Genomic DNA, 21,703 nt, shown 5'->3' with positions numbered 1-21,703 from the left:
CGGCACGACGATGAGGGAAGGCCCCATGCAAGAGGAATTGGAAACATTGCTGGCAGCAGCGTTCAAGAGCGAGCGGGCACAGGCGCGCCGCCTGGCCGCGCTGGAAGGCATCGCGGGCGACGCGGCGCTGCAGCGCATACTGGAACAGGCATCCGGCACATTGGGCCTGGCCGCCCTGCTGGCGGCACGGCTGCAGGCGCACGCCGCCGACGCGCAGCGCAAGGCGCAAAAGATCAGCGATCGCCAGCAGGCGCAGGCGGCGCGGCGGGTGATGGCCGTGCCGGCGTCGGCCTGGCGCGGCTGGTTCGACGGTTCCGCCCATCCGAACCCGGGCAAGCTGGGCATAGGCGCCCTGCTGCTGGGGCCAAACGGCGAGCGCATCGAAGTGAGCGAGGCTGCCGGCTATGGCAGCAGCAGCGACGCGGAATATGCGGCCCTGACGGCCGTGCTGCAGGCGGCACTCAAGGTGCGTCCGCCGCCTGTGCAACTGCTGCTGTACGGCGACAGCCAGGTGGTGATCAATGATGTGCTGGGAACGACGCCGCTGGGGGCCAAGGGACTGGAAACGCAAAGGGCCACCGTAGTGGCCCTGCTGGAACAATTTACTGATGTGAGCTTGCGCTGGCTGCCGCGCCACAGGAATGGCGAGGCGGACCGGCTGTCCCAGCTGGCCATTACCGGCTGGGTAGAAGAGGATTAAGCGGCGCGGCCGATCCGCAACGCTTCCTTCGGCTCTTTCGCCACCGGACGTTTCACCCCCTTCAATCCGCTGACACTGGCCTGCTGCCCGTTCAGCTTGAACACGCTGACCACTTGCGCCAGGTTATGCGCCTGGTGCTGCATCGATTCGGCGGCGGCCGCCGACTCTTCCACCAGCGCCGCATTTTGCTGCGTGACGGCATCCATCTGGCCGATGGCGCGGTTGATCTCGTCGATGCCCACGCTTTGCTCGCTGCTGGCCGCCGTGATTTCCGTGATGATGTCGCTCACGCGCTGCACGCTGTCGACGATATCGTTCATGGTCGAACCGGCTTGCGCCACCAGCATGCTGCCCGCGTTGACTTGCTCCACGGACGCGCCGATCAGGGTCTTGATTTCTTTCGCCGCCGAAGCGGAACGCTGCGCCAGGTTGCGCACTTCGGACGCCACGACGGCAAAGCCACGGCCCTGCTCGCCCGCGCGGGCCGCTTCCACGGCCGCGTTCAAGGCCAGGATATTCGTCTGGAAGGCGATGCCGTCAATCACACTGATGATGTCGACGATCTTGTTCGATGACGCATTGATCGATTCCATCGTGCCCACCACCTGCGCCACGACTTCGCCGCCCTTGACAGCCACTTGCGCCGCCGAGGCCGCCAACTGGTTCGCCTGGCGCGCATTGTCCGCGTTCTGTTTCACGGTCGAGGTCAGCTCTTCCATCGACGAAGCCGTCTCTTCCAGCGAACCGGCCTGCTCTTCCGTACGGGAAGACAGGTCCTGGTTGCCGGCGGCGATCTGCGTCGACGAGGTGGCGATGCTGTCCGTGCCCGTGCGCACTTCGCTGACGATATTGAGCAGGCTCGTGTTCATGTCCTTCAGGGCCAGCAGCAGTTGCCCCGTTTCATCCTTGGCGCTGGCGTCGATCTGCGCCGTCAAGTCGCCATCGGCTACCTTGCGGGCGATGTCCACGGCCGTGCGCAGGGGACGCACAATGCCCATCGTCAACAACCAGGCACAGACGACGCCAAAGCCCAGCGCCAGCACGGCCAGGGTCAGCAGCAAGTTGCGGCTCGTCTTGGCGACCTCGTCGATCTCGCGCGCCGTCTTGTCAATGCTGGCGCGCTGGTGCTGCAGCATGTCGTTGACCACTTTCAGGTATTTCGTCGAACCGGGCACGAAGATGCCCTGGAACGCCTTTTCTGCCTCGGCTTCCTGTCCATCCGCCTTCAGCTTCGACACTTGCGCGCGCGAATCGAGGTAAACCTTGCGCTGTTCGCTCACCAGGCGGAACAGTTCCTTTTCTTCCGGACTGGAAATCAAGGCTTCGATTTTCTTTTGCAATTCGCCCGATACGACGGATGATTGCTTGGCTTCTTCCGCAAAATACGCGCCCAGCGTGGTGTCGCTGCTGCGCGCGATGGCCGTGGTGCGGCGCACGCCGCTGTCGATCTTCGCGTACCAGTCGGAAATATAGCGTTCCTTTGCCAGCGGCAATTCCATCATGGTGCGCGTGGCCATGGCCACGTCATGCAAGCGCCACACGCTGATGCCGGTAATGAGCATGGAAAACAGCAAAATCACGGCAAAACCCAGGCCGAGGCGCACACCAATACTGACGTTTCTTAACAAATTCATGTGAATATCCTAAAAAAGCGGAACCAGACTATATAAAAAGGGGACAGCAGAAAGCGGCTGCTCGGGGCAGCCGCGGCGCCATCAGCGTGTGCCGATGCGCAAGGTGGTTTTCGGCGCAGCCGGGCGTTTCAGCGCCTGCTGGCCAGTCAATTTGAAGACGCTGACGACCTGCGCCAGGTTGTGTGCCTGGTGCTGCATCGATTCGGCGGCGGCCGCCGATTCTTCCACCAGCGCCGCATTTTGCTGCGTGACGGCATCCATCTGGCCGATGGCGCGGTTGATCTCGTCGATGCCCACGCTTTGCTCGCTGCTGGCCGCCGTGATTTCCGTGATGATGTCGCTCACGCGCTGCACGCTGTCGACAATATCGTTCATGGTCGAACCGGCTTGCGCCACCAGCATGCTGCCCGCGTTGACTTGCTCCACGGACGCGCCGATCAGGGTCTTGATTTCTTTCGCCGCCGAAGCGGAACGCTGCGCCAGGTTGCGCACTTCGGACGCCACGACGGCAAAGCCACGGCCCTGCTCACCCGCGCGGGCCGCTTCCACGGCCGCGTTCAAGGCCAGGATATTCGTCTGGAAGGCGATGCCATCGATGACGGAAATGATGTCGACGATCTTGTTCGATGACGCATTGATCGATTCCATCGTGCCCACCACCTGCGCCACGACTTCGCCGCCCTTGACGGCCACTTGCGCCGCCGAGGCCGCCAATTGGTTCGCCTGGCGCGCATTGTCCGCGTTCTGTTTCACGGTGCTGGTCAGCTCTTCCATCGACGAAGCCGTCTCTTCCAGCGAACCGGCCTGCTCTTCCGTGCGGGAAGACAGGTCCTGGTTGCCGGCGGCGATCTGCGTCGACGACGTGGCGATGCTGTCCGTGCCGCTGCGCACTTCGCCCACGATGTTGAGCAGGCTGGTGTTCATGTCCTTCAGGGCCAGCAGCAGTTGCCCCGTTTCATCCTTGGCGCTGGCGTCGATCTGCGCCGTCAAGTCGCCATCGGCTACCTTGCGGGCGATGTCCACGGCCGTGCGCAGGGGACGCACGATGCCCATCGTCAAGACCCAGGCGCAGACGACGCCGAATGCCAGCGCCAGCGCGGCCAGCACCAGCATCAGGTTGCGGCTGGTATTGGCGACGGCGTCGATCTCGCGTGCCGTCGTATCGATGCTGGCGCGCTGGTGTTCCAGCAAGTCCTGCACCATCTTCTGGTATTTCGCGGCGGCCGGCACGAAGGTCTTTTCAAACACGTCATTGGCAGCATCGACCTGCGCTTCGCCCTTCAGCTTGTAGACCTGGTCGCGCGAGCTGATGTACACCTTGCGCTGTTCCAGCAAGCCAGCGAACATGGCTTTTTCTTCCGGCTTGTCGATCAGCGCCTCGATCTTCTTTTGCAGCTCGGCCGAACTGGACGACGAGACTTTCGATTCTTCGGCGAAATAGCCGCTGAGCGAGGTATCGCTGCTGCGGGCAATGGCGATGGTGCGGCGCACGGCGCTGTCGATACGGCCATACCAGTCGGAAATATAGCGTTCCTTGGCCAGCGGCTGCTCCATCATGACGCGCGTGGCGCTGGCCACATCGTGCAGGCGCCAGACGCTGATGCCCGTAATGAGCATGGAAAACAGCAAAATCACGGCAAAACCGAGTCCGAGGCGGACACCGATGCTGACGTTGCGTAATAAATTCATGTGACTATCCTAAAAAGCCCTGCCGTCAGCCTGATAACAAGCTGACGATCTCGCTCATGGGCGGGCGCTGGTTGGCCGCTGTAGCGAATTGGCGTGACAAGTGAAACTGGCGCACGGTTCGGCTGAACCGTGCGCCAGGAAATGCGCTAGCGTGCGCCTTGCAGAAAAAGCAAACAATGCTTGGGGTCAATTGTTTCTAAAAAACCCTCTCGGCACCAGGGAGTCAGGACATGTTCAGGGCAAGGCGTGTGGCCGAAGGCAGTACGAATGTACGGCGAGGCAATGCAACGCCGCCCTGGACTTTTCCTGGCGGCCTAGGCGGCCAGCTTCTCGATCAAACCCATGTCGGCGCTGGACATCAGCTGGTCGATATCGACCAGGATCAGCATGCGTTCGTCGATGGTGCCCAGGCCGATCACGTATTCCGTGTTGATCGAACGGCCCATGTCCGGCGCCGGCTTGATCTGTTCCGGCATCAGGGTGGTGACGTCGGAGACGCGGTCGACGACCATGCCGACGACGCGGTTGCCGATATTGAGGATGATGACAACGGTAAACTGGTCATAGCTGGGCGTACCCAGGTTGAACTTGATACGCATGTCGACGATCGGCACGATGATGCCGCGCAGGTTGACCACGCCCTTGACGAACTCGGGGGCGTTGGCGATGCGGGTCGGCGTTTCATAGCTGCGGATTTCGCTGACTTTCTGGATGTCGATGCCATACTCTTCCTGGCCCAGGGTAAAAGCCAGGTATTCGGCAGCCTTGGCAACGGTTGCGCCAGTGTCGCTGGAAATGGTGCTCATGATGATCCTTTAGTTAAATCGCCCAAGGGCGCAGGCCACGGCACGCTGCACGCAGGCCTTGGACGTGACAAGAGCCATCCGCAAGGCATGGCTCCTACTTGTATGTTTTGCAAATACTTTCTTGCAATTAGCTTATGCTTCTAATTTCCATGCGGCAATGTTACCCCATGTAAATTTTACATGCACTAAAAAAGAGCGTCTGTCGACATGCCTCGTTATCAAAGGGGAAATTACGTGGCAAAAACGGCACGCTGCATGGCACTCGCCGGACCGCAAATACAAGTACCGGCACTGCCGAGCTCTCCGTTTTATGCCACACTTGCGGCCTTTGCCTTTTAGAAGTTCGAACCATGCAATCCTTGCTTTCCCAATGGCAACCACGCCTGCTGGCGCTGGCCACGGCCGGCCTCGGCGATGACAGCGCCCACGACATCAACCACCTGCAACGCGTCTGGCGCAATGCCATTGTCTTGCTGCAGAACCATGCGGAAGCGGACGCCCTCACCGTGATGGCCGCCTGCTATCTGCACGACCTGGTCAACCTGCCGAAAAACCATCCCGAGCGCCACCTGGCCTCGCGCCAGGCGGCAGCACTGGCTTGCCGCCAATTGGCGGAACTGGATTTCCCATCAGAAAAACTGGCCGGCGTGGCACACGCCATCGAGACGCACAGTTTTTCCGCCAACTTGCCGCCGCACACCATCGAAGCGCAAATCGTGCAGGATGCCGACCGCATCGATGCGCTGGGCGCCGTGGGACTGGCACGCCTGTTTTACACGGCGGCGCGCATGGATAGCGCGCTGGCGCATGGCAGCGATCCGCTGGCTGCCCATCGCCCGCTCGACGACAAGGCATACGCGCTCGACCATATCGTCACCAAGCTCGACAAACTGCCCGGCAAGATGCAGACGGTGGCAGGCCGCACGCTGGCCGAACAGCGACTGGCCGTGCTGACGGATTTCCGCGCAGCCTTTGCCGGCGAGTGGGGTATTAGTCCATAAACCCTGGTGGCGATAGCCAGCATGGCCCATGCTGTCTATAATGCAAGGCTCAGCTATCGCGCCGCGCGTCAGCAGAAACCTGCAACGCGCCGGCGCAACGCCAACAACTGAACCCCGCCAGCCGCACGGCGGTGCGGGGTGCGCGCCGAAAGCATGCATGTCCGATAAAACCAGCACCGACAGCCCTTCCCCGTCATCGCCCGCCGCGCCCGCGCGCGCCGGCAACCTCAATTTCATCCTCGTCTGCGTCTTCATCGACATGCTAGGCATCGGCCTGGTGGTGCCCGTGCTGCCCATCCTGATCGGCAACTTTGTCGACGGCAAGGATGCCCAGGCGTTCTGGTACGGCATCATGGCAGCCCTCTTCGGCTTGCTGCAATTCATCTTCATGCCCATGCTGGGCGCCATCAGCGACCGCGTGGGACGCCGTCCCGTGCTGCTGTACTCGATGGCCGGCATGGGCATCAACTTTCTCGCCACGGGCTGGGCGCCGAACCTGGCCTGCCTGTTCATCGGCAGGGTCATCGGCGGCGTCTCGTCGGCCAGCATGTCGGTTGCGTCCGCCTACGCCTCCGACGTGTCCACGCCGGACAACCGCGCCAAGAGCTTCGGCAAGATCGGCGCCGCTTTCGGCCTGGGTTTCATTTGCGGCCCCATGCTGGGCGGCCTGCTGGGCGAAATCGATCTGCGCCTGCCGTTCTACGTGGCGGCGGGCCTGTCGGCGGCCAATTTCATCTATGGCTATTTCTGCGTGCCCGAATCGCTGCAGCCTGGCCCGCGCGCACCGTTCACCCTGGCGCGCATCAATCCGTTTGCCGCCCTGCTGAAGCTGGTGCGCCGCGTGGAAATCCGCGGCCTGGTGCTGGCTTTCGGCCTGATGACGTTTGCACAAATGATGCTCAACACCACCTGGGTGCTGTACACGCATTTCCGTTTCGACTGGACGCCGCGCCAGAACGGCATCGCCCTGTTCTGCGTGGGCCTGTGCGCGGCCGTCGTGCAGGCGGGCTTGCTGGGCATACTAATCAAGCGCTTCGGCGAGGTGCGGTTGTCGCTGCTGGGCATGGCTTCGGGCGCCCTCACCTATTTGCTGTACGGCCTGGCGACGCAGGGCTGGATGATGTATGCGCTGATCCTCTGCAACCTGCTGGCCTTTGCTGCCGGACCGGCCCTGCAAGGCATCATCTCGAAATCATCGAACGCCAGCGAACAGGGAGAACTGATGGGCTCCCTGCAATCGATCAGCAGCCTGGGCATCATCATGATGCCTTTGCTGGGCAGCATGATCCTCGGCAAAGTGAGCCATTTGCCGCCGCAGGACTGGCGCATCGGCAGCACTTTCTACCTGTGCGCGATCATGCAAATTCTGGCCATCCTGGTGGCCTGGCGCTACTTCAAGGCGCAACGCGAGGCAAGACTTATGGTTTCCACCACAAAGTAGTCAGCGGGATAATGTTGTATTTGGGAAATAAATAGGCGAGAATGGGATAATCAGCGGGGCGTTACCGATGCCCGGCATTCGATGGTGAGCAAGGATGGGTATGACTGACTTTTATTCCAGCGCCTGGCGCCGAACCGTGGCCATGCTGGCGCTGGCGCTGCCGCCGCTGGCGGGCGCGCAATGTTCGCGCGACATCCTGGTGCCCGTCTCGGCCATCGGCGCCAGCGTGGTGGTCAATGGCGCCACGATCGGCGGCATCTATCCAGACTTGCTGCGCAGCATGGGCGCCAAGCTCGGCTGCAATTTCATCTTCACGGCCGTGCCCCGCGCGCGCCTGGAAGCGATGTTCGAGGCGGGCAAGGCCGACTTGCTGATCCCCGCCAGCAGCACCTTGCGGCGCGACCAGCATGGCTTGTTCATCCCCATGCTGGGTAGCCGCCCCCTGCTGATCTCGCTACAGGGCGCGCGCGCGCCCATCAACACCATGCAGGAACTGATCGAGCGGCGCGAATTGCGCGTGGCGCTCGTGCGCGGCTACGACTATGGCGCACCGTACCAGGCGCTGGCGAAGGAACTGAGCAGCCAGGGACGCCTGTTCTACGAAGTCGACGCGCTCTCCGTGGCGCGCCTGATGCAAAGCGGCTTCATCGATGCCACCATCATGAGCCCCACCATCCTGGCAGGCGTGGCGCAGAACGATGCGCGCGTGTATGGCCTGGCCGACCGCTTGCGCCTGGAAGCGCTGCCGGAATTACCTTGGGGCATGAGCGGCGTCTACCTGTCGCGCAAATCCCTCACGGCGGAAGACCAGGCCACCCTGCGCGACCTGCTGGACAAGGCGGGGCGCTCGGGTTCCGTGATGGAAGGCTTCCAGCGCCATCACCGCCAGGAATTGCTGTCGCTGAGCATACGCCCCCGCTAAGGCCTGCATGTCCGGTCTGGTCGTCGCCGTCGTCCTGTTTGCCGCCCTGCTGCACGCCAGCTGGAACGCCATCGTCAAGTCCGGCAAGGATACCTTTCTCAGCACGGTGCTCGTCTCCGTCGGCGCGGCCCTGATTTCACTGGCCGTCCTGCCCTTTGTTCATGCTCCCGCACCCGCCAGCTGGCCCTACCTGGCCGCCTCGGCCGTGGCGCAGCTGGCCTATTACTCGCTGCTGGCGGCCGCCTACAAGGCGGGCGACATGAGCCATGCCTATCCCCTGATGCGCGGCAGCGCGCCGCTTATCGTCGCGCTGGCCAGCTGGCCACTGATCGGCGAGCGCCTGTCCGCCATGCAGATGGGCGCCGTCGCCTGCATCTGCGCGGGGATCCTCGGCCTGTATGTTGCCGCGCGCACGAGCGCCATCGGCAAGGTGCCGAAAAGCACGGGGCGCGCCACCGCCTTTGCGCTGGGCAACGCCTGCGTCATCGCCAGCTATACCCTGATCGACGGCATCGGCGTGCGCCTGTCCGGCGCGCCAGCCGCCTACACGATGTGGATTTTTGTCTTGAACGGAACCGGATTGCTGCTGTGGACGGCGTTGCGCCGTCCCGCCGATTTGCTTGCGTACGCGCAAACGCAATGGCGCCTGGCCGCCGTTGGCGGTTTCGGCACCCTCGCCTCGTATGGCCTGGCCCTGTGGGCCATGACGCAGGCGCCCGTGGCCGCCATCGCCGCCCTGCGCGAAACATCGATTCTGTTCGCCATCGCCATTGCGGCCCTGTTCCTGCGCGAAAAAATCAGCCCCCGCCGCTATCTGGCTATCGCCCTGATCGCGGCGGGCGCCATCCTGATGCGAATGGCCTAGCGGGCGTCGAGCGGCGCCATCGGCAACTCGATTGCGCTGGCCGCCCCTGTCGCGTGGTACACGCGCTGCGTCGCCTTTCTATAATGGCCTGGGTCGGCCAGGAAGATGTTCGGCACGTAGTTTTGCGGATTGCGGTCGTACAGGGGGAACCAGCTCGACTGTACTTGCACGGCGATGCGGTGGCCGGGCAGGAAGACGTGATTCGCGTTCGGCAAGGCGAAGCGGTAGCGCTGCACCTGGCCCGCCGGTATCGGTGTCGGGTGCTCGAAGCTGTCGCGGTAGCGCCCGCGGAAGATATCCATCGCCACGCCCAGCTGATACCCGCCCATGGCCGGCTGCGACGGCACCTCATCCGGATACACGTCGATCAGTTTCACCACCCAGTCCGCATCCGTGCCGCTGGTGGCGGCAAACAGGTTGACCATCGGCGCGCCGGCGATGCGCACGGCCGTTTTCAACGGTTCGGAAACATAGCTGAGCACGTCCGTGCGGTCCGCATAGCCGCGCTGGTCGCTGACCAGCCATGGCTTCCACACGTCGCCATCGTTCAGGCGCACGGGACGGGGCACGAAAGGCACGGGCTTGGCGGGATCGGCCACGTATTCATCGAAGGCGCCTTCAGCCGCATCCGCAGCGCCCGATGGCGCCGCAAAGCCCAGCTTGTAGCCATCCTGCAGGTAGATCGGCGTCAGCTTCGTGTCGCAGGTCTCGCAAGCCAGCGGCCACTGCTGCAGGCGCTGCCACTGGTTGGTGCCGCTCTGGTACGACACCACGGGCGCCGTATTCGCGTCCGGCGCGCCATCCTTCAGGTATTGATTGAGGAATGGCTGCATGACTTTTTCTCGGAACTGGCGCGCCGTATCGCCGTCAAACTTCAGGGCGCCCAGGCTGGAACCGTCATAGTTGACGCCGCTATGGCGCCACGGGCCGATGGCCAGGTAATTGAGGTTGTTGCGCTTGTCGCGTCCCTCCATCGCCCAATAGGTGGCGTAGGGGCCATAGATATCTTCCTGGTCCCACTGCCCCACCACGTGCATGGTGGGCACGATCAACGGGCGTTTCGCGAGGATCTTGTCGAGCGCCTGTTCTTGCCAGTAACTGTCGTAGGCCGGATGTTCGAACAGCTTTTTCGTGTACGTCAGCTTGTCGATGCCGAACTTTTTCGCGTAGTCACCGGCCGAGCCGATGCGCAGATACGCGTCGTAATCGTCATAGACGCCCAGCGCCGGCGATTCGCCGCCGCCGCGCACGCTCGTCTGTCCCGCGATGTACGACAGGCTGGGCATGCGGAAGGCGCCGTTATGGAACCAGTCGTCGCCGCGCCAGCCATCGACCATGGCGCTCATGGGAATGGCCACCTTCAGGGCCGGATGCGGGTCGACCAGGGCCATCAGCACCGTATGCCCTTCGTACGAGGAACCGAGCATGCCCACCTTGCCATTCGTTTCCGGCACGTTTTTGACGAGCCAGTCGATGGTGTCCCACGCATCGGTCACGTTATCGACCTTGGTATTGTTCAGCGGACCGCGCACGGGGCGCGTCATGACGTAATCGCCTTCCGAGCCATACTTGCCGCGCACGTCCTGGAACACGCGAATGTAGCCGTTTTCCACCAGGGTGTCGTCGCCCAGCGGCAAAGTGACCAGCATGCTGGGGCTGGCGGCGCGCTGGGCGCGGCGGGCCGCATTGTACGGCGTGCGCGTGAGCATGATCGGTGCTTTTTGCGCGCCTTTCGGCACGACGATCACCGTGTACAGCTTGACGCCGTCGCGCATGGGGATCATCACCACGCGCTTGACGTAGTCATTCATGTCGGGCATCACCAACTTGGCGCCGATATCGGGCGTCATCGGCGGCGTTTGCGCCATCGCCGGTACTGCAAACAAGGAACTGATAACAAAAGCCAGACCGGTGAGCCGGACGGGGGACGACACGCGCATACTGTTCTCCATGATTCATGCCACGCAAAAGTGGCCGAACGGCAATAGTACCCGGAAAGCAAGTTCTGCATAAGGTTAGCCTCTGACGCAGCGCAGCAGATAAATCGGGGCGCAAACTTGACAGAACGCGTGCGAACTGCAACCATAACGCCATGAAATTTATTCATTCACAACACGCCTGCTTGAATTGGTGGTCCCGCTCACTTTCGCGCGGCCACTGCATAGTGATGTGAATTATGATCAACGCCGCCTCGATCGGTGGCGTAACAGGCTCAGCCTGGATCATCCCCGATGCAGGCGGCTCGAAAGGAAACTTGATGAGCTTGCCTAACACCCCCGATACCCCAGACACCGAGAATACCCCGGCCGCGCCGCTGTCCGCCGCCGCCATCGCGTCGCAATCCGTGATCCTGACGGGCGACCGCCCGACCGGCCCCTTGCACCTGGGCCACTACGTGGGCAGCCTGCGCGACCGCGTCCGCTACCAGAACAGCTACAAGCAATTCATCATGCTGGCCGACGCCCAGGCGCTGACGGACAATATGGAAGACATCGACAAGGTGCACCGCAATGTCGTCGAAGTGGCGCTCGATTACCTGGCCGTCGGCATCGACCCGACGAAGACCACGGTATTCATCCAGTCGCAAATACCGGAACTGGCCGAACTGACGTTTTACTACCTGAACATCGTCACCGTGGCGCGCCTCGAGCGCAATCCCACCGTCAAGGAAGAAATCCGCCTGCGCGGCTTCGAGCGCGACATCCCGGCCGGCTTTTTGACCTACCCTGCCAGCCAGGCGGCCGACATCACGGCCTTCAAGGCGGGCGTGGTGCCCGTGGGCGAAGACCAGATCCCGATGATCGAGCAAACGAATGAAATCGTGCGCCGCTTCAACCGCATGTACAACCGCGAAGTGCTGATGGAATGCAAGGCCCTGGTACCCGACATCGGCCGCCTGCCCGGCATCGACGGCAAGGCGAAGATGAGCAAGTCGCTGGGCAACACCATCAACCTGGGCGCGACCTCGGCCGAAATCACGGCCGCCGTGAAAAAAGTCTATACCGACCCGCTGCACCTGCGCGTGGAAGACCCGGGCCACCTGGAAGGCAACATCGCGTTTACCTACCTGGACGCCTTCGATCCGGAAAAAGCGGCGCTGGCCGAAATGAAGGCCCATTATGTGCGTGGCGGCCTGGGCGACAGCATTGTGAAGAAGCGCCTGGATGTGGTCTTGCAGGAAATGCTGGCGCCGATCCGCGCCCGCCGCGAAGAATTCGCCAAGGACAAGGGCCAGGTCATCCAGATGCTGAAGGAAGGCACCTTCAAGGCACGCGAAGTGGCGGCCCGCACGGCCGATGAAGTCAAGTCGGCGCTGGGCCTGAACTACTTCTGATCACCAGCAGTCATAGCAAACTGATATAGCAAACTGATGCGCCCAGGCGGAGTCGGGTAAAATCCCGCTTTCGCCTGGGCGCAATTCGTTTGTCACCGTGGCATCAGCAATCCGTAGAGAAGACAACGCGCCATGACCGATACCCCTATCGAACAGCTGCTGCAGCAGCATTTTTCCATCGATGCGCTGCAACGCTCGCCCGCGCCGCTGCAGCAGGCGCTGGGCATGCTGGGCGGCTGGCTGGCCGCCGAACGCGACACGCCCTATCCGCACACGCCGTATGCGCAATTGCTGACGCAACTGTCCGACACTTGCCTGCCCGCGCACGGCATGCCCGTGGCGCAATTCCTGCAAGAACTCGACACCACCGTGCTGGCCAATACGGCCCAGCTGAACCATCCGCAATACATCGGCCACATGACGCAGGCCCTGCCCTGGATCAGCGTGCTGGCCGAAGCGTTTACGGCCACCCTGAACCAGAACCAGGTGAAGATCGAGACGGCGTATGTGTCGACCCTGATCGAAAAGCAGATCCTCGGCTGGCTGCACCGCCAGGTGTACCAGCAGGCCGATAGCGTCTACGCGCAGGCGATGGCGGCCACCAGCGGCGCGCTGGGCAATGTCGTCAATGGCGGCACCATGGGCAACTTGACGGCCCTGGCTGTGGCGCTGGAACGGCAGTTGCCCGGCACGCGCAAACGGGGCCTGTTTGCCGCCATGCAGGATTCCAGCTACGCGGGGCTGGCCGTGATCGGTTCGGCCCGCAGCCATTACTCCGTGAAAAAGGCGCTGGCGACCCTGGGCCTCGGCGAAAACGCCTTGCACTTGGTGGCCGTCGACCGCGACAACCGTATCGATATCACCGCGCTGGAAGCGACCATTGCCGACTTGAAATTGCGCAAGATCAAGGTCGTCGCCATGATCGGCATCGCCGGCACGACGGAAACGGGCGCCATCGATCCATTGGCCGCCATGGCAGCCATTGCCGCGCGAGAAAGCATCTGGTTCCACGTGGATGCGGCCTGGGGCGGCGCCCTCCTGATCGCGGAACAGTACCGCGCCCTGTACGACGGAATTGCCCTGGCCGACTCCGTCGTCATCGACGGGCATAAATTGCTGTGGGTGCCGATGGCGCAAAGCATGGTGCTGTTCAAGGATAGCGCCAGCCTGAACTTGCTGAAACACAACGCCAACTACATCCTGCGCGACAATTCGGGCGACCTGGGCCAGACCTCGCTGGAAGGCTCGCGCCGCTTTGATGCCTTGAAACTGTGGACGTCGTTCAAGGTGCTGGGCGTATCCGGCTACACGACCTTGCTGCGGCAGGCGGCCACCCTGTCCGGCCAGCTACAGGACTTGCTGGCCGACCAGCAGGATTTCGAGCTCGTCACGCGCTCCGACACCTTCATCCTGACCTACCGCTATGTGCCCGCGCACTTGCGCCAGCGCATGGAAAGCTTGCTGGCCAGCGGCCAGATGGACGCGGCGGCAGAGCTGAACACGCAACTGAACACATTGAACGCCAAGCTGCAGAACCGGCAAAAGGCGCAAGGCCACAGCTTTGTGTCGCGCACGGTACTGGAATCGACGCGCTACCCCGGCCCGACCAACGTGCTGCGCGTGGTCATGACCAACGTCAAGACGCGCCCCCACCACCTGCGCGCCATCCTGGACGAGCAGCGCGCCATCGGCCAAACGCTGGTGGCGGAACTGGGCTTGTAAGGAAACACCCACCGATCAGCCTTGACTGGATGCACGATGCAGCGTCTTAGCGCCCTCACCGACCTCTTGCGGCATCTGCTGAAATGGCTGCTGCTGGCCTTTGTTGTGGCCGTGCTGGCGGGATCGGCTTCGGCCGGCTTCCTGTTTGCCCTTGAATGGGCAACCGCTACGCGGCGGGCGCACGCCTGGCTGATCTGGCTGCTGCCCGTGGCGGGCTTTGCCGTCGGCTGGCTGTATTTGCGCTATGGCAGCAGTGTCGAAGGCGGCGCGAACCTCCTCATCGATGAAATCCACGACCCGAAGAAAATCATCCCCTTGCGCATGGCGCCGCTGGTGCTGGGCGGCACCGTCATCTCGCATTTGTTTGGCGCCTCCGTCGGGCGCGAAGGCACGGCCGTGCAGATGGGCGGCGCGCTGGCCGACCAGCTCACGCGCCTGTTCCACCTGAACAATGAAGACCGCCGCATCGTCCTGATGGCCGGCATCAGCGCCGGCTTTGCCTCCGTCTTCGGCACGCCGCTGGCGGGCGCCCTCTTCGGCCTGGAAGTGCTGGCCATCGGCCGCTTACGCTACGAAGCCATGCTGCCCTGCCTGCTGGCTGCCGTCATCGCCGACCAGGTGGGCTTGCTGTGGGGGCAGTTATTCAACATTCACCACACGCATTACGCCGTGCCTTTGATCCCCGCCCTCTCCGCCTGGACCTTGTCCGCCATGGTGATCGCTGGCGTGCTGTTCGGCGTGACCGGCAACGTGTTTGCGCAGGCCACGCACGGCTTGAGCGGGCTGATGAAGCGCTGGATCCGCTACGCCCCGCTGCGCCCCCTGGCCGGCGGCGTGATCATCGCCATCGCCGTGTGGCTGATCGGCACGGACCAGTATATCGGCCTGGGCATCCCCACCATCGTCGACGCGCTCAAGGAACCGCTACCGGCATACGATTTCCTGGCCAAGATGGCGTTTACCATCGTCTCGCTGGGCACGGGATTCAAGGGCGGCGAAGTGACGCCATTGTTCTTCATCGGCGCGACCCTGGGCAATGCGCTGGGGCCGCTGCTGCATCAGCCCGTCACCTTGCTGGCCGCCATCGGCTTCGTCGCCGTCTTCGCCGGTGCCGCCAATACGCCGATCGCCTCGACCCTGATGGCCATGGAACTGTTCGGCGCCGAGATCGGCGTGTACGCAGCCATCGCCTGCGTCGTGGCCTATCTGTTTTCCGGCCACGCGGGCATTTACCGGGCGCAACGGGGCGGGCATGCCAAGCGCACCGTCCACAAGGATATCGACACATGACACAGAATATCTACGACAACGACGCCTTCTTTACCGGCTACAGCCAGCTGCCCCGCTCCGTCGGCGGACTCGACAGCGCCCCCGAATGGCCAGCCCTGCGCGCCATGCTGCCGGAGATACAAGGAAAAAGCGTGCTCGACCTGGGCTGCGGCTATGGCTGGTTCTGCCGCTGGGCAGCCGACGCTGGCGCGGCGCAGGTACTGGGCGTGGACGTGTCGGAAAAGATGCTGGCGCAGGCGAACGCCATGGGGACGCACGCGGCCGTCAGCTATGCCCGGCTGGACCTGGAACAACTGGCCCTGCCGCCCGCCAGCTACGACCTCGTCTACAGTTCACTCGCGTTTCACTACATCAAGGATTTCACCACCTTGCTGGCTGCCATCCGCCACGGCTTGAAGCCGGGCGGCAAGCTGGTATTTTCCATCGAGCACCCGATCTTCATGGCCCCCCGCCAGCCGGGCTGGCTGACGGACGCGCAAGGCCGCAAGCGCTGGCCCGTCGACAGCTACCAGCAGCAAGGCCCGCGCGTGTCGGACTGGCTGGCGCCAGGCGTGATCAAGCAGCATCGGACCTTGGGCACGACCATCAATGCGCTGCTACGCGCCGGTTTCCAGCTGGAACACGTGGAAGAATGGGGTCCCACCGACGCACAGGTCACGCAACAGCCGGCGCTGGCGGAAGAGCGCGAGCGGCCGATGCTGTTGCTGGTGGGCTGCGGCCTGCCGTAATCGCGCTGTCAGCTGGCCACATTGCGCGTAAAGCGCAAGGTGGACTCGCCCGCATTCACATAGGCATATGCTTGCGCGCTGCTGAAGACGAAAAAATCGCCCGTGCCCAGCGTTCTCGTCCCGGCCGCCAGTTCCAGCTGCAGCTCGCCTTCCAGCACGTAGATCATTTCGCTGAAACCCGCCGGATCGGCTTGCGCATCGTAGCGCTCGCCAGGCGCCAGGCGCCAGGCCCACAGTTCCACCTGGCGGCTGGCGGGCGCGGCACCCAGCAGCATGGCCTGGCTGGCCTGCGACGCGCTTTGCCACATCAGCACGCGCAGGCTGTCGTGCGGCTGTTGCGGCGGCTGCACCAGGTCGACAAAGGCCACGTTCAGGGCGGCTGCCACATGGTCGAGGTTGGCCAGGCTGATGTTGGTGCTGCCTGCCTCGACGCCATTGACCATGCGCCGGCTCAGGCCCGACTTGCGCGCCAGCTCTTCCTGGCTGAGGCCGGCAGCCAGGCGCAAGCGCCGCAGATTGGTGGCCAGGTGTGCCAGCACGCCACCGGCCTCGGCTTGACTGCGCAATATATTGCTCCTATGATGATGGGAAATATTTTGCTCATAGCATAGCGCCCCATGAAAACACACGCAAGTCCCCCGCCCGCCTTCGGCCTGCCCGAACTGGCCCTGATCGCCATCACCTTCATCTGGGGCGGCACATTTCTCGTCGTGCAACATGCCGTGACGGTCAGCGGCCCGCTGGCGTTTGTCGCCGCCCGCTTTGCCGTGGCCGCCAGTATCGGCGCCCTGATTTGCCGGGGCCAGCTGCGCCACCTGACGAAGGCCGAATTATTGACAGGCATGGCCATCGGCGTGAGCATCTTTGGCGGCTACGCGCTGCAAACCTATGGCTTGATGTATATCACGAGCAGCAAGTCGGCCTTTATCACGGCCTTCTATGTGCCCATCGTGCCGCTGGTGCAATGGCTGGCCTTCAAGCAGCGGCCCCACCCTGCCGTATGGGCGGCCGTCGTGCTGGCGTTCGCCGGCTTGCTGCTGCTCACCGGCACGGATGGCTTGAGCATGGGCTTCGGCACGGGCGAACTGATCACTGCTGTGGGCGCCATCGCGATCGCCCTGGAAATCATCCTCATCAGCCGCGTCTCGCCGCAATTGAACATCCTGCGCGTGACCATCGTGCAACTGGCCACGGCGTCATTGATCGCCTTGCTGCTGATGCCCGTCATGGGCGAAGCGCCACCGATCCTCAGCAAGACTTTCATCCTCAGCGTGCTGGCACTGGGCTGCGCCAGCGCACTGATCCAATATGTGATGAACTGGGCGCAAAAGCGCATTTCCGCCACGAAAGCAACGCTGATCTACGCGGGTGAACCCGTGTGGGCCGGCGTGATCGGCCGCATCGCCGGCGAGCGCCTGCCAGCCCTGGCCATCGTTGGCGCGGTATTGATCATTTGTGCGGGCATCCTCAGCGAGTGGCGTCCCAAGCGCCGTGTGCGCGCTGCCGGCAAGGCCGTGCAGCCCTAAGGTTTATTCCACGCCCCGCCGCAGCGCCGCATCTGCATGCAGCGCCAGCGGCACGGCCCTGGCCCAGCGGTTCGACGACAGGGAAAACGTCAGCGCGCGCACCTGGTGGTACCAGCCGGCAGGCACGTACAGCATGTCGCCCGGCTCGACGATGCATTCGATCATGCTGGCCTGGCGCGCCAGGGGAAAACGTTCGAAATCGGGCGCTTCCGGGTCGAACGGTGAACCGAACAGGATGGCGTTCGCTTCGCTGGGATAGAGAAAGACGTCGTGGTGCGGCGGCGATAAAAAGATGCGCTTGCGGCCCCACACTTGCGCGAAGATATTGTCGTCGTAATCGCAATGCAAAGGCGTGACCGTGCCGCCCGGCCCCACCCAGAAGCGCGGCGGGCCCATCTTGTCAAAATACGTGGGCCAGTGGCACAGGCGGTTCAGCTCGCGCAATTCCAGGTTGCCCAGGTATGGCGGCAGCGCGTAGTTGCCCTCCGCCACCAGGTCCAGATATTGCCCCATCGACATGTCCTGCATGGCGCGGTCTGCCGCGAATGCCGTGTTGATGTAGTCGCCCACGCGCGCGCGCACGGGCACATGGCTGAATTGCTCGCGCAAGACTTCGGGTTCCAGCTTGGATAAGGGCCAGCGTTGCACCAGCCCGCGCATCAGGAAGGGCAGGCCCAGCGTGGCGCGCGCGCGAAAGGCGGCGGCGTCCAGCATGGCCAGGCGCGGCACCTCGGTGATGGCCGGCAAGTCACGCGCCGCCTGCTTGATGGCCTCGCGCATGGCGTCGATGGACGTGACGCCACGCACCTGCGCATCCTTGCCCTCGCGTGCCTGCTTGCGTGCGAGGGCCGCTTCGGGCGAACTGAATTGTGCTGGCGGCCGGGGCGGCAGCGCGCGCGGCGATATGGGCGTGGCCGCAAGCGGGAGCGGCACTTTCTTTTCTACGGGCATAAACCTTCTTTGCGATCAAGGCGTCGCACGACATGGCGCGACAGTGCGCCATTTTAAGCCAGCAAGGCCCGCATGACCTATTCCCCCCGACGTCTCGACACCTGACAAAACCGTCGCGAGCGGCAGTGATTTGTGGCTAAGAAGCGCAACCGTACTCCAGTACGGTGAGCATCGCAGGCCGCAAAGCGCGACGCGCAGCAGGTTTGGTCAGGTGTCCTCAGACAGGGGTCTTGAATATCGGATCGACGATGAACTGCTGCGCCTTGATGCGCAAGGTGCGCTCTTCGTCCAGCTCGGCGCGCGTTTCGCCCAGCTCTTCGCGTTCCGCTTCCAGTTCCAGGCGCGCGGCCGCCAGTTCCGTTTCCACGCGCGTCAGGCTTTCCAGCTTCAACTGGGCCTGGATCAGTTCGGCACGCGCCGCTTCGGCCGCTTCTTCCAGGCGCGGGATGCCTTCGAGCTTGAATTGCGCCTTGGCCAGATCCATGCGTGCCTGCTCGGCCGCCTCTTCCAGGCGCGGCAAGCCTTCCAGGCGCAGCTGCGCCTTGGCCAGGTCCGTGCGGGCCTGGTTCGCCACTTGCCGTTCGCGCTCGAGCTCCTCGCGCAAGGTTTCCAGCTCGCCCGCCTGCAGGTCGAGCAACTCTTGCTGGCGCTCGTTCTCGCTGGCCAGGTCCATCAATTCCTGTTGATTGTCATTCATCTCGGCTTCATGCGCGCTGTGGCTGGCGCTTAATTCCTGTCCTACATAATCGAGGATGGCTTGCTGCAGCACGGGCGACAGTTCGGCGGCGGCAGCGATCTGGCGTTGCGCGCCTGCCTTGCGGCGCAGCAAGAGCTTGCTGATGGTGCCCAGGCAGGCGCCGTTGCCCAGCCGTTCGCGCAAGGCGCGTACCGTGATGGCCTGGCCTTCGCCCGCCATCGCTTCCATTGCCGCATTGATCTGTTCCGCGCTTACTTTTGCCATGTCGTGTACTCTTGAATGTTGCCCAGGGCAATCTTGCCCAGGGGCATTATCTTATGCCAGCGGCGGCAAAGCGTAAAGTATTTCTCAATGGAAATTGCAATTGCACAACGAAACCATGTGCAAACATGCGGCTTCAGGTACTTTACTCTTCCAGCAAACCGTTCTCCGTGAGCATATCCTGCACCAGTTCCAGGCGCAGCACGGGATTGTCCTGGCTCAGCAACAATTGCTTTTGCATGGTGCTCAGGGACAGCAGCTCGCACCAGCGGTTCGCCACCCAGCCGCACTCGTCGAGCCGGTACGGCGGCTGCAGCGGCATTTGGTCGGGCGGGATCTTTTGCTCCTGCAAGGTACGGATCAGGGCGCCGAGCGCGTCGGCCACGTTCTGCTGCTCTTGCGGAATGGGAATGGTTTTATCGGGCGGTAAAGTTTCGACCTGCGCCATCCACAAGCCATGCTTCAGCTGTTCGCTGGAAACGATGTGAAAGCGCTGCATGCCCATGCATTTGATTTGCAGCAAGCCGGACAAGGGCGCGGCCCAGTCAATGACGCGCGCCAGGGTGCCCACGGGCGCCAGGGTTTCCTGATGGCCCGGCTTGCGCACTTCCGTTCCATCCAGCAGTTGCACCACGCCGAACGGCTGCTCGCCCATGATGCACTGACGTATCATGTCCAGATAGCGTACCTCGAAGATCTGCAGGGGCAGATAGCCATCGGGATACAGCACCGTATTGAGCGGGAACAAAGGTATCGAGGTCATAAGCGCATGATGGCACGAATGGCATATCCGTGCTGCGCGCCTGGCGTCCCTGATTATTTGTAGAAGCGCCTTTTCTTGGCCCGCTCCGCCGCCTTCGGCGCCAGCACTTTCACGGCCTTCTTCTGGATGGTGCCGCCGGCGGACGTGCCCGGCACGCGGTGTTCCGCCTCGAAACCGGGCTCTTCGTTGCGTTTCAGCGTTTGCCGGGTCAGCGCTTCCACGGCCGACAGCAGCTCCACTTCATCGGCGCACACAAGCGAAATGGCTGCACCCGAAGCGCCCGCGCGGCCCGTGCGGCCGATGCGGTGGATATAGTCTTCCGCCACGGTGGGCAAGTCGAAATTGACGACGACCGGCAATTGGTCGATATCGAGGCCACGGGCGGCCACGTCGGTAGCCACCAGCACCTGCACCTCGGCAGATTTGAAACGGGCCAGCGCGCGCAGGCGGTTCGGCTGCGTCTTGTCGCCATGAATGGAATCGGCACGCACGCCCTGCTCCAGCAAGGTGTTCACCAACAGCTCGACACCCTTGCGCGTCTTGACGAAGACCAGGACCTGGCCCCAGCGCATTTTCTTCAGCAAGTGCAAAAACAGTTCCGGCTTGCGCTTCTTGTCGCACACGATGACCGATTGCTTGACGGCCTTGACGGTGCTGTTGCGCGCGCTCACCTCGACCGAGACGGGATCCTTCAGCATGGTTTTCGCCATGGCGCGGATGGCGTCCGAGAAGGTGGCCGAGAACAGCAGGGTCTGGCGCTGCTTGGGCATGGTCATCAGCAATATATCGAGTTCGCGCTCGAAGCCCAGATCCAGCATGCGGTCAGCCTCGTCCAGCACCAGCGTCTGCACTTGCTCGAACTTGACGGCGCCCTGCGTCTGCAAGTCCAGCAAGCGGCCCGGCGTGGCCACCAGCACGTCGAGGCCCTTGCGCAATTTGCTGATCTGCGGCTCGATGGGTACGCCGCCATACGCGACAAAGCTGCGCAGCGGCAAGTTGCCACCGTAGCTGCGGAAGCTGGCATAGACTTGCTCGGCCAGTTCGCGCGTGGGCACGAGCACCAGCACGCGCACGCACTGGGGTGCCACCACGCCTTCCAGGGTCAGGCGCTGCAGCAGCGGCACGGCAAAGCCGGCCGTCTTGCCCGTGCCCGTCTGGGCGGCGGCCATCAAGTCGCGTCCGGCCAGCACGGCAGGAATCGATTGCGCCTGCACGGGGGTCGGCTTGGCATAGCCGAGCTCATCGAGTTTGCGGACCAGGGGATCGATCAGGCCGAGGGAGGAAAACGTCATGGGGAAAGCAATCTTGGCAAATGAAAAGGTGGCGCGCGCGGACCGGCCGCGCGCGCGATTGCCGAGATTATAGGCCAGCGG

At 63.1% G+C, this 21,703-nt stretch carries 19 protein-coding genes; 10 read left to right on the top strand and 9 right to left on the bottom strand.

Features of this window, described 5'->3' with window-relative positions; translation table 11 throughout:
* Positions 1 to 25: 25 nt before the first annotated feature.
* Positions 26 to 700, top strand: coding sequence for a ribonuclease HI family protein (locus tag LSO07_RS13360; RefSeq protein WP_151094695.1), 675 nt, complete (start codon positions 26 to 28; stop codon positions 698 to 700).
* Here the strand turns inward: LSO07_RS13360 and LSO07_RS13355 are convergent.
* From LSO07_RS13355 to LSO07_RS13345, 3 genes are all read right to left on the bottom strand, one after another.
* Positions 697 to 2,334: a methyl-accepting chemotaxis protein gene (locus LSO07_RS13355; RefSeq protein WP_208672480.1), complete on the bottom strand. Its 1,638-nt coding sequence runs from the start codon at positions 2,332 to 2,334 to the stop codon at positions 697 to 699. The two genes, LSO07_RS13360 and LSO07_RS13355, sit on opposite strands and share 4 nt — an antisense overlap.
* A gap of 81 nt (positions 2,335 to 2,415) precedes the next feature.
* A complete protein-coding gene (locus LSO07_RS13350; protein WP_099387456.1) occupies positions 2,416 to 4,023 on the bottom strand; it encodes a methyl-accepting chemotaxis protein in 1,608 nt (535 codons plus the stop codon).
* A 314-nt stretch (positions 4,024 to 4,337) separates the two neighbouring features.
* Positions 4,338 to 4,829 (bottom strand): chemotaxis protein CheW, encoded by a 492-nt coding sequence (locus tag LSO07_RS13345; protein WP_034784183.1) that lies wholly within the window; start codon positions 4,827 to 4,829, stop codon positions 4,338 to 4,340.
* A 350-nt stretch (positions 4,830 to 5,179) separates the two neighbouring features.
* Between LSO07_RS13345 and LSO07_RS13340 the strand changes: the two genes are divergently transcribed.
* The 4 genes from LSO07_RS13340 (at position 5,180) to LSO07_RS13325 (ending at position 9,058) form a co-directional block, all read left to right on the top strand.
* Complete coding sequence (locus LSO07_RS13340; RefSeq protein WP_151094693.1) at positions 5,180 to 5,830, top strand: HD domain-containing protein; 651 nt, start codon at positions 5,180 to 5,182, stop codon at positions 5,828 to 5,830.
* A 157-nt stretch (positions 5,831 to 5,987) separates the two neighbouring features.
* Positions 5,988 to 7,271 (top strand): TCR/Tet family MFS transporter, encoded by a 1,284-nt coding sequence (locus tag LSO07_RS13335; RefSeq protein ID WP_034784187.1) that lies wholly within the window; start codon positions 5,988 to 5,990, stop codon positions 7,269 to 7,271.
* 100 nt (positions 7,272 to 7,371) lie between these two features.
* Positions 7,372 to 8,193: a substrate-binding periplasmic protein gene (locus LSO07_RS13330; protein WP_151094691.1), complete on the top strand. Its 822-nt coding sequence runs from the start codon at positions 7,372 to 7,374 to the stop codon at positions 8,191 to 8,193.
* A gap of 7 nt (positions 8,194 to 8,200) precedes the next feature.
* Positions 8,201 to 9,058: a DMT family transporter gene (locus tag LSO07_RS13325; protein ID WP_151094689.1), complete on the top strand. Its 858-nt coding sequence runs from the start codon at positions 8,201 to 8,203 to the stop codon at positions 9,056 to 9,058.
* Here the strand turns inward: LSO07_RS13325 and LSO07_RS13320 are convergent.
* Entirely contained in the window at positions 9,055 to 10,998 is a 1,944-nt protein-coding gene (locus LSO07_RS13320) for a CocE/NonD family hydrolase (RefSeq protein WP_092610907.1), read from the bottom strand. The two genes, LSO07_RS13325 and LSO07_RS13320, sit on opposite strands and share 4 nt — an antisense overlap.
* Before the next feature lie 317 nt (positions 10,999 to 11,315).
* Here LSO07_RS13320 and trpS point away from each other — a divergent pair, with 317 nt between their 5' ends.
* From trpS to LSO07_RS13300, 4 genes are all read left to right on the top strand, one after another.
* Positions 11,316 to 12,392 carry a tryptophan--tRNA ligase gene (gene trpS / locus LSO07_RS13315; protein ID WP_225317293.1) on the top strand — a complete coding sequence of 359 codons (1,077 nt, stop codon included), beginning with the start codon at positions 11,316 to 11,318 and terminating at the stop codon, positions 12,390 to 12,392.
* 132 nt (positions 12,393 to 12,524) lie between these two features.
* Positions 12,525 to 14,114 (top strand): pyridoxal-dependent decarboxylase, encoded by a 1,590-nt coding sequence (locus LSO07_RS13310; RefSeq protein ID WP_151094687.1) that lies wholly within the window; start codon positions 12,525 to 12,527, stop codon positions 14,112 to 14,114.
* Between the two features lie 36 nt (positions 14,115 to 14,150).
* Positions 14,151 to 15,404 carry a voltage-gated chloride channel family protein gene (locus LSO07_RS13305; protein ID WP_151094685.1) on the top strand — a complete coding sequence of 418 codons (1,254 nt, stop codon included), beginning with the start codon at positions 14,151 to 14,153 and terminating at the stop codon, positions 15,402 to 15,404.
* Positions 15,401 to 16,132: a class I SAM-dependent methyltransferase gene (locus LSO07_RS13300; RefSeq protein WP_099393322.1), complete on the top strand. Its 732-nt coding sequence runs from the start codon at positions 15,401 to 15,403 to the stop codon at positions 16,130 to 16,132. The genes LSO07_RS13305 and LSO07_RS13300 overlap by 4 nt, the downstream gene beginning before the upstream one ends.
* A gap of 8 nt (positions 16,133 to 16,140) precedes the next feature.
* Here the strand turns inward: LSO07_RS13300 and LSO07_RS13295 are convergent, their stop codons facing one another.
* Positions 16,141 to 16,698, bottom strand: coding sequence for a helix-turn-helix domain-containing protein (locus tag LSO07_RS13295; RefSeq protein ID WP_225317292.1), 558 nt, complete (start codon positions 16,696 to 16,698; stop codon positions 16,141 to 16,143).
* A 51-nt stretch (positions 16,699 to 16,749) separates the two neighbouring features.
* Here LSO07_RS13295 and LSO07_RS13290 point away from each other — a divergent pair, with 51 nt between their 5' ends.
* Positions 16,750 to 17,658, top strand: a complete 909-nt coding sequence (locus tag LSO07_RS13290; protein ID WP_099393320.1) for a DMT family transporter — start codon at positions 16,750 to 16,752, stop codon at positions 17,656 to 17,658.
* A 3-nt stretch (positions 17,659 to 17,661) separates the two neighbouring features.
* Here the strand turns inward: LSO07_RS13290 and LSO07_RS13285 are convergent, their stop codons facing one another.
* From LSO07_RS13285 to LSO07_RS13270, 4 genes are all read right to left on the bottom strand, one after another.
* Entirely contained in the window at positions 17,662 to 18,609 is a 948-nt protein-coding gene (locus LSO07_RS13285; RefSeq protein WP_099393319.1) for a cupin-like domain-containing protein, read from the bottom strand.
* A gap of 217 nt (positions 18,610 to 18,826) precedes the next feature.
* Complete coding sequence (locus LSO07_RS13280) at positions 18,827 to 19,570, bottom strand: DNA-binding protein (protein ID WP_035818092.1); 744 nt, start codon at positions 19,568 to 19,570, stop codon at positions 18,827 to 18,829.
* Between the two features lie 142 nt (positions 19,571 to 19,712).
* Positions 19,713 to 20,330 carry an LON peptidase substrate-binding domain-containing protein gene (locus LSO07_RS13275; RefSeq protein WP_099393317.1) on the bottom strand — a complete coding sequence of 206 codons (618 nt, stop codon included), beginning with the start codon at positions 20,328 to 20,330 and terminating at the stop codon, positions 19,713 to 19,715.
* A gap of 53 nt (positions 20,331 to 20,383) precedes the next feature.
* Positions 20,384 to 21,622 (bottom strand): DEAD/DEAH box helicase, encoded by a 1,239-nt coding sequence (locus LSO07_RS13270; protein ID WP_034784254.1) that lies wholly within the window; start codon positions 21,620 to 21,622, stop codon positions 20,384 to 20,386.
* Between the last annotated feature and the right edge of the window lie 81 nt (positions 21,623 to 21,703).

Source organism: Janthinobacterium sp. PLB04 (genome assembly GCF_021165895.1).
GTDB classification, from domain to species: Bacteria; Pseudomonadota; Gammaproteobacteria; order Burkholderiales; family Burkholderiaceae_D; genus Janthinobacterium; species Janthinobacterium lividum.
Note: the sequence above shows the minus strand (reverse complement) of the source record. Positions and strands in the feature narration are given on the sequence as shown.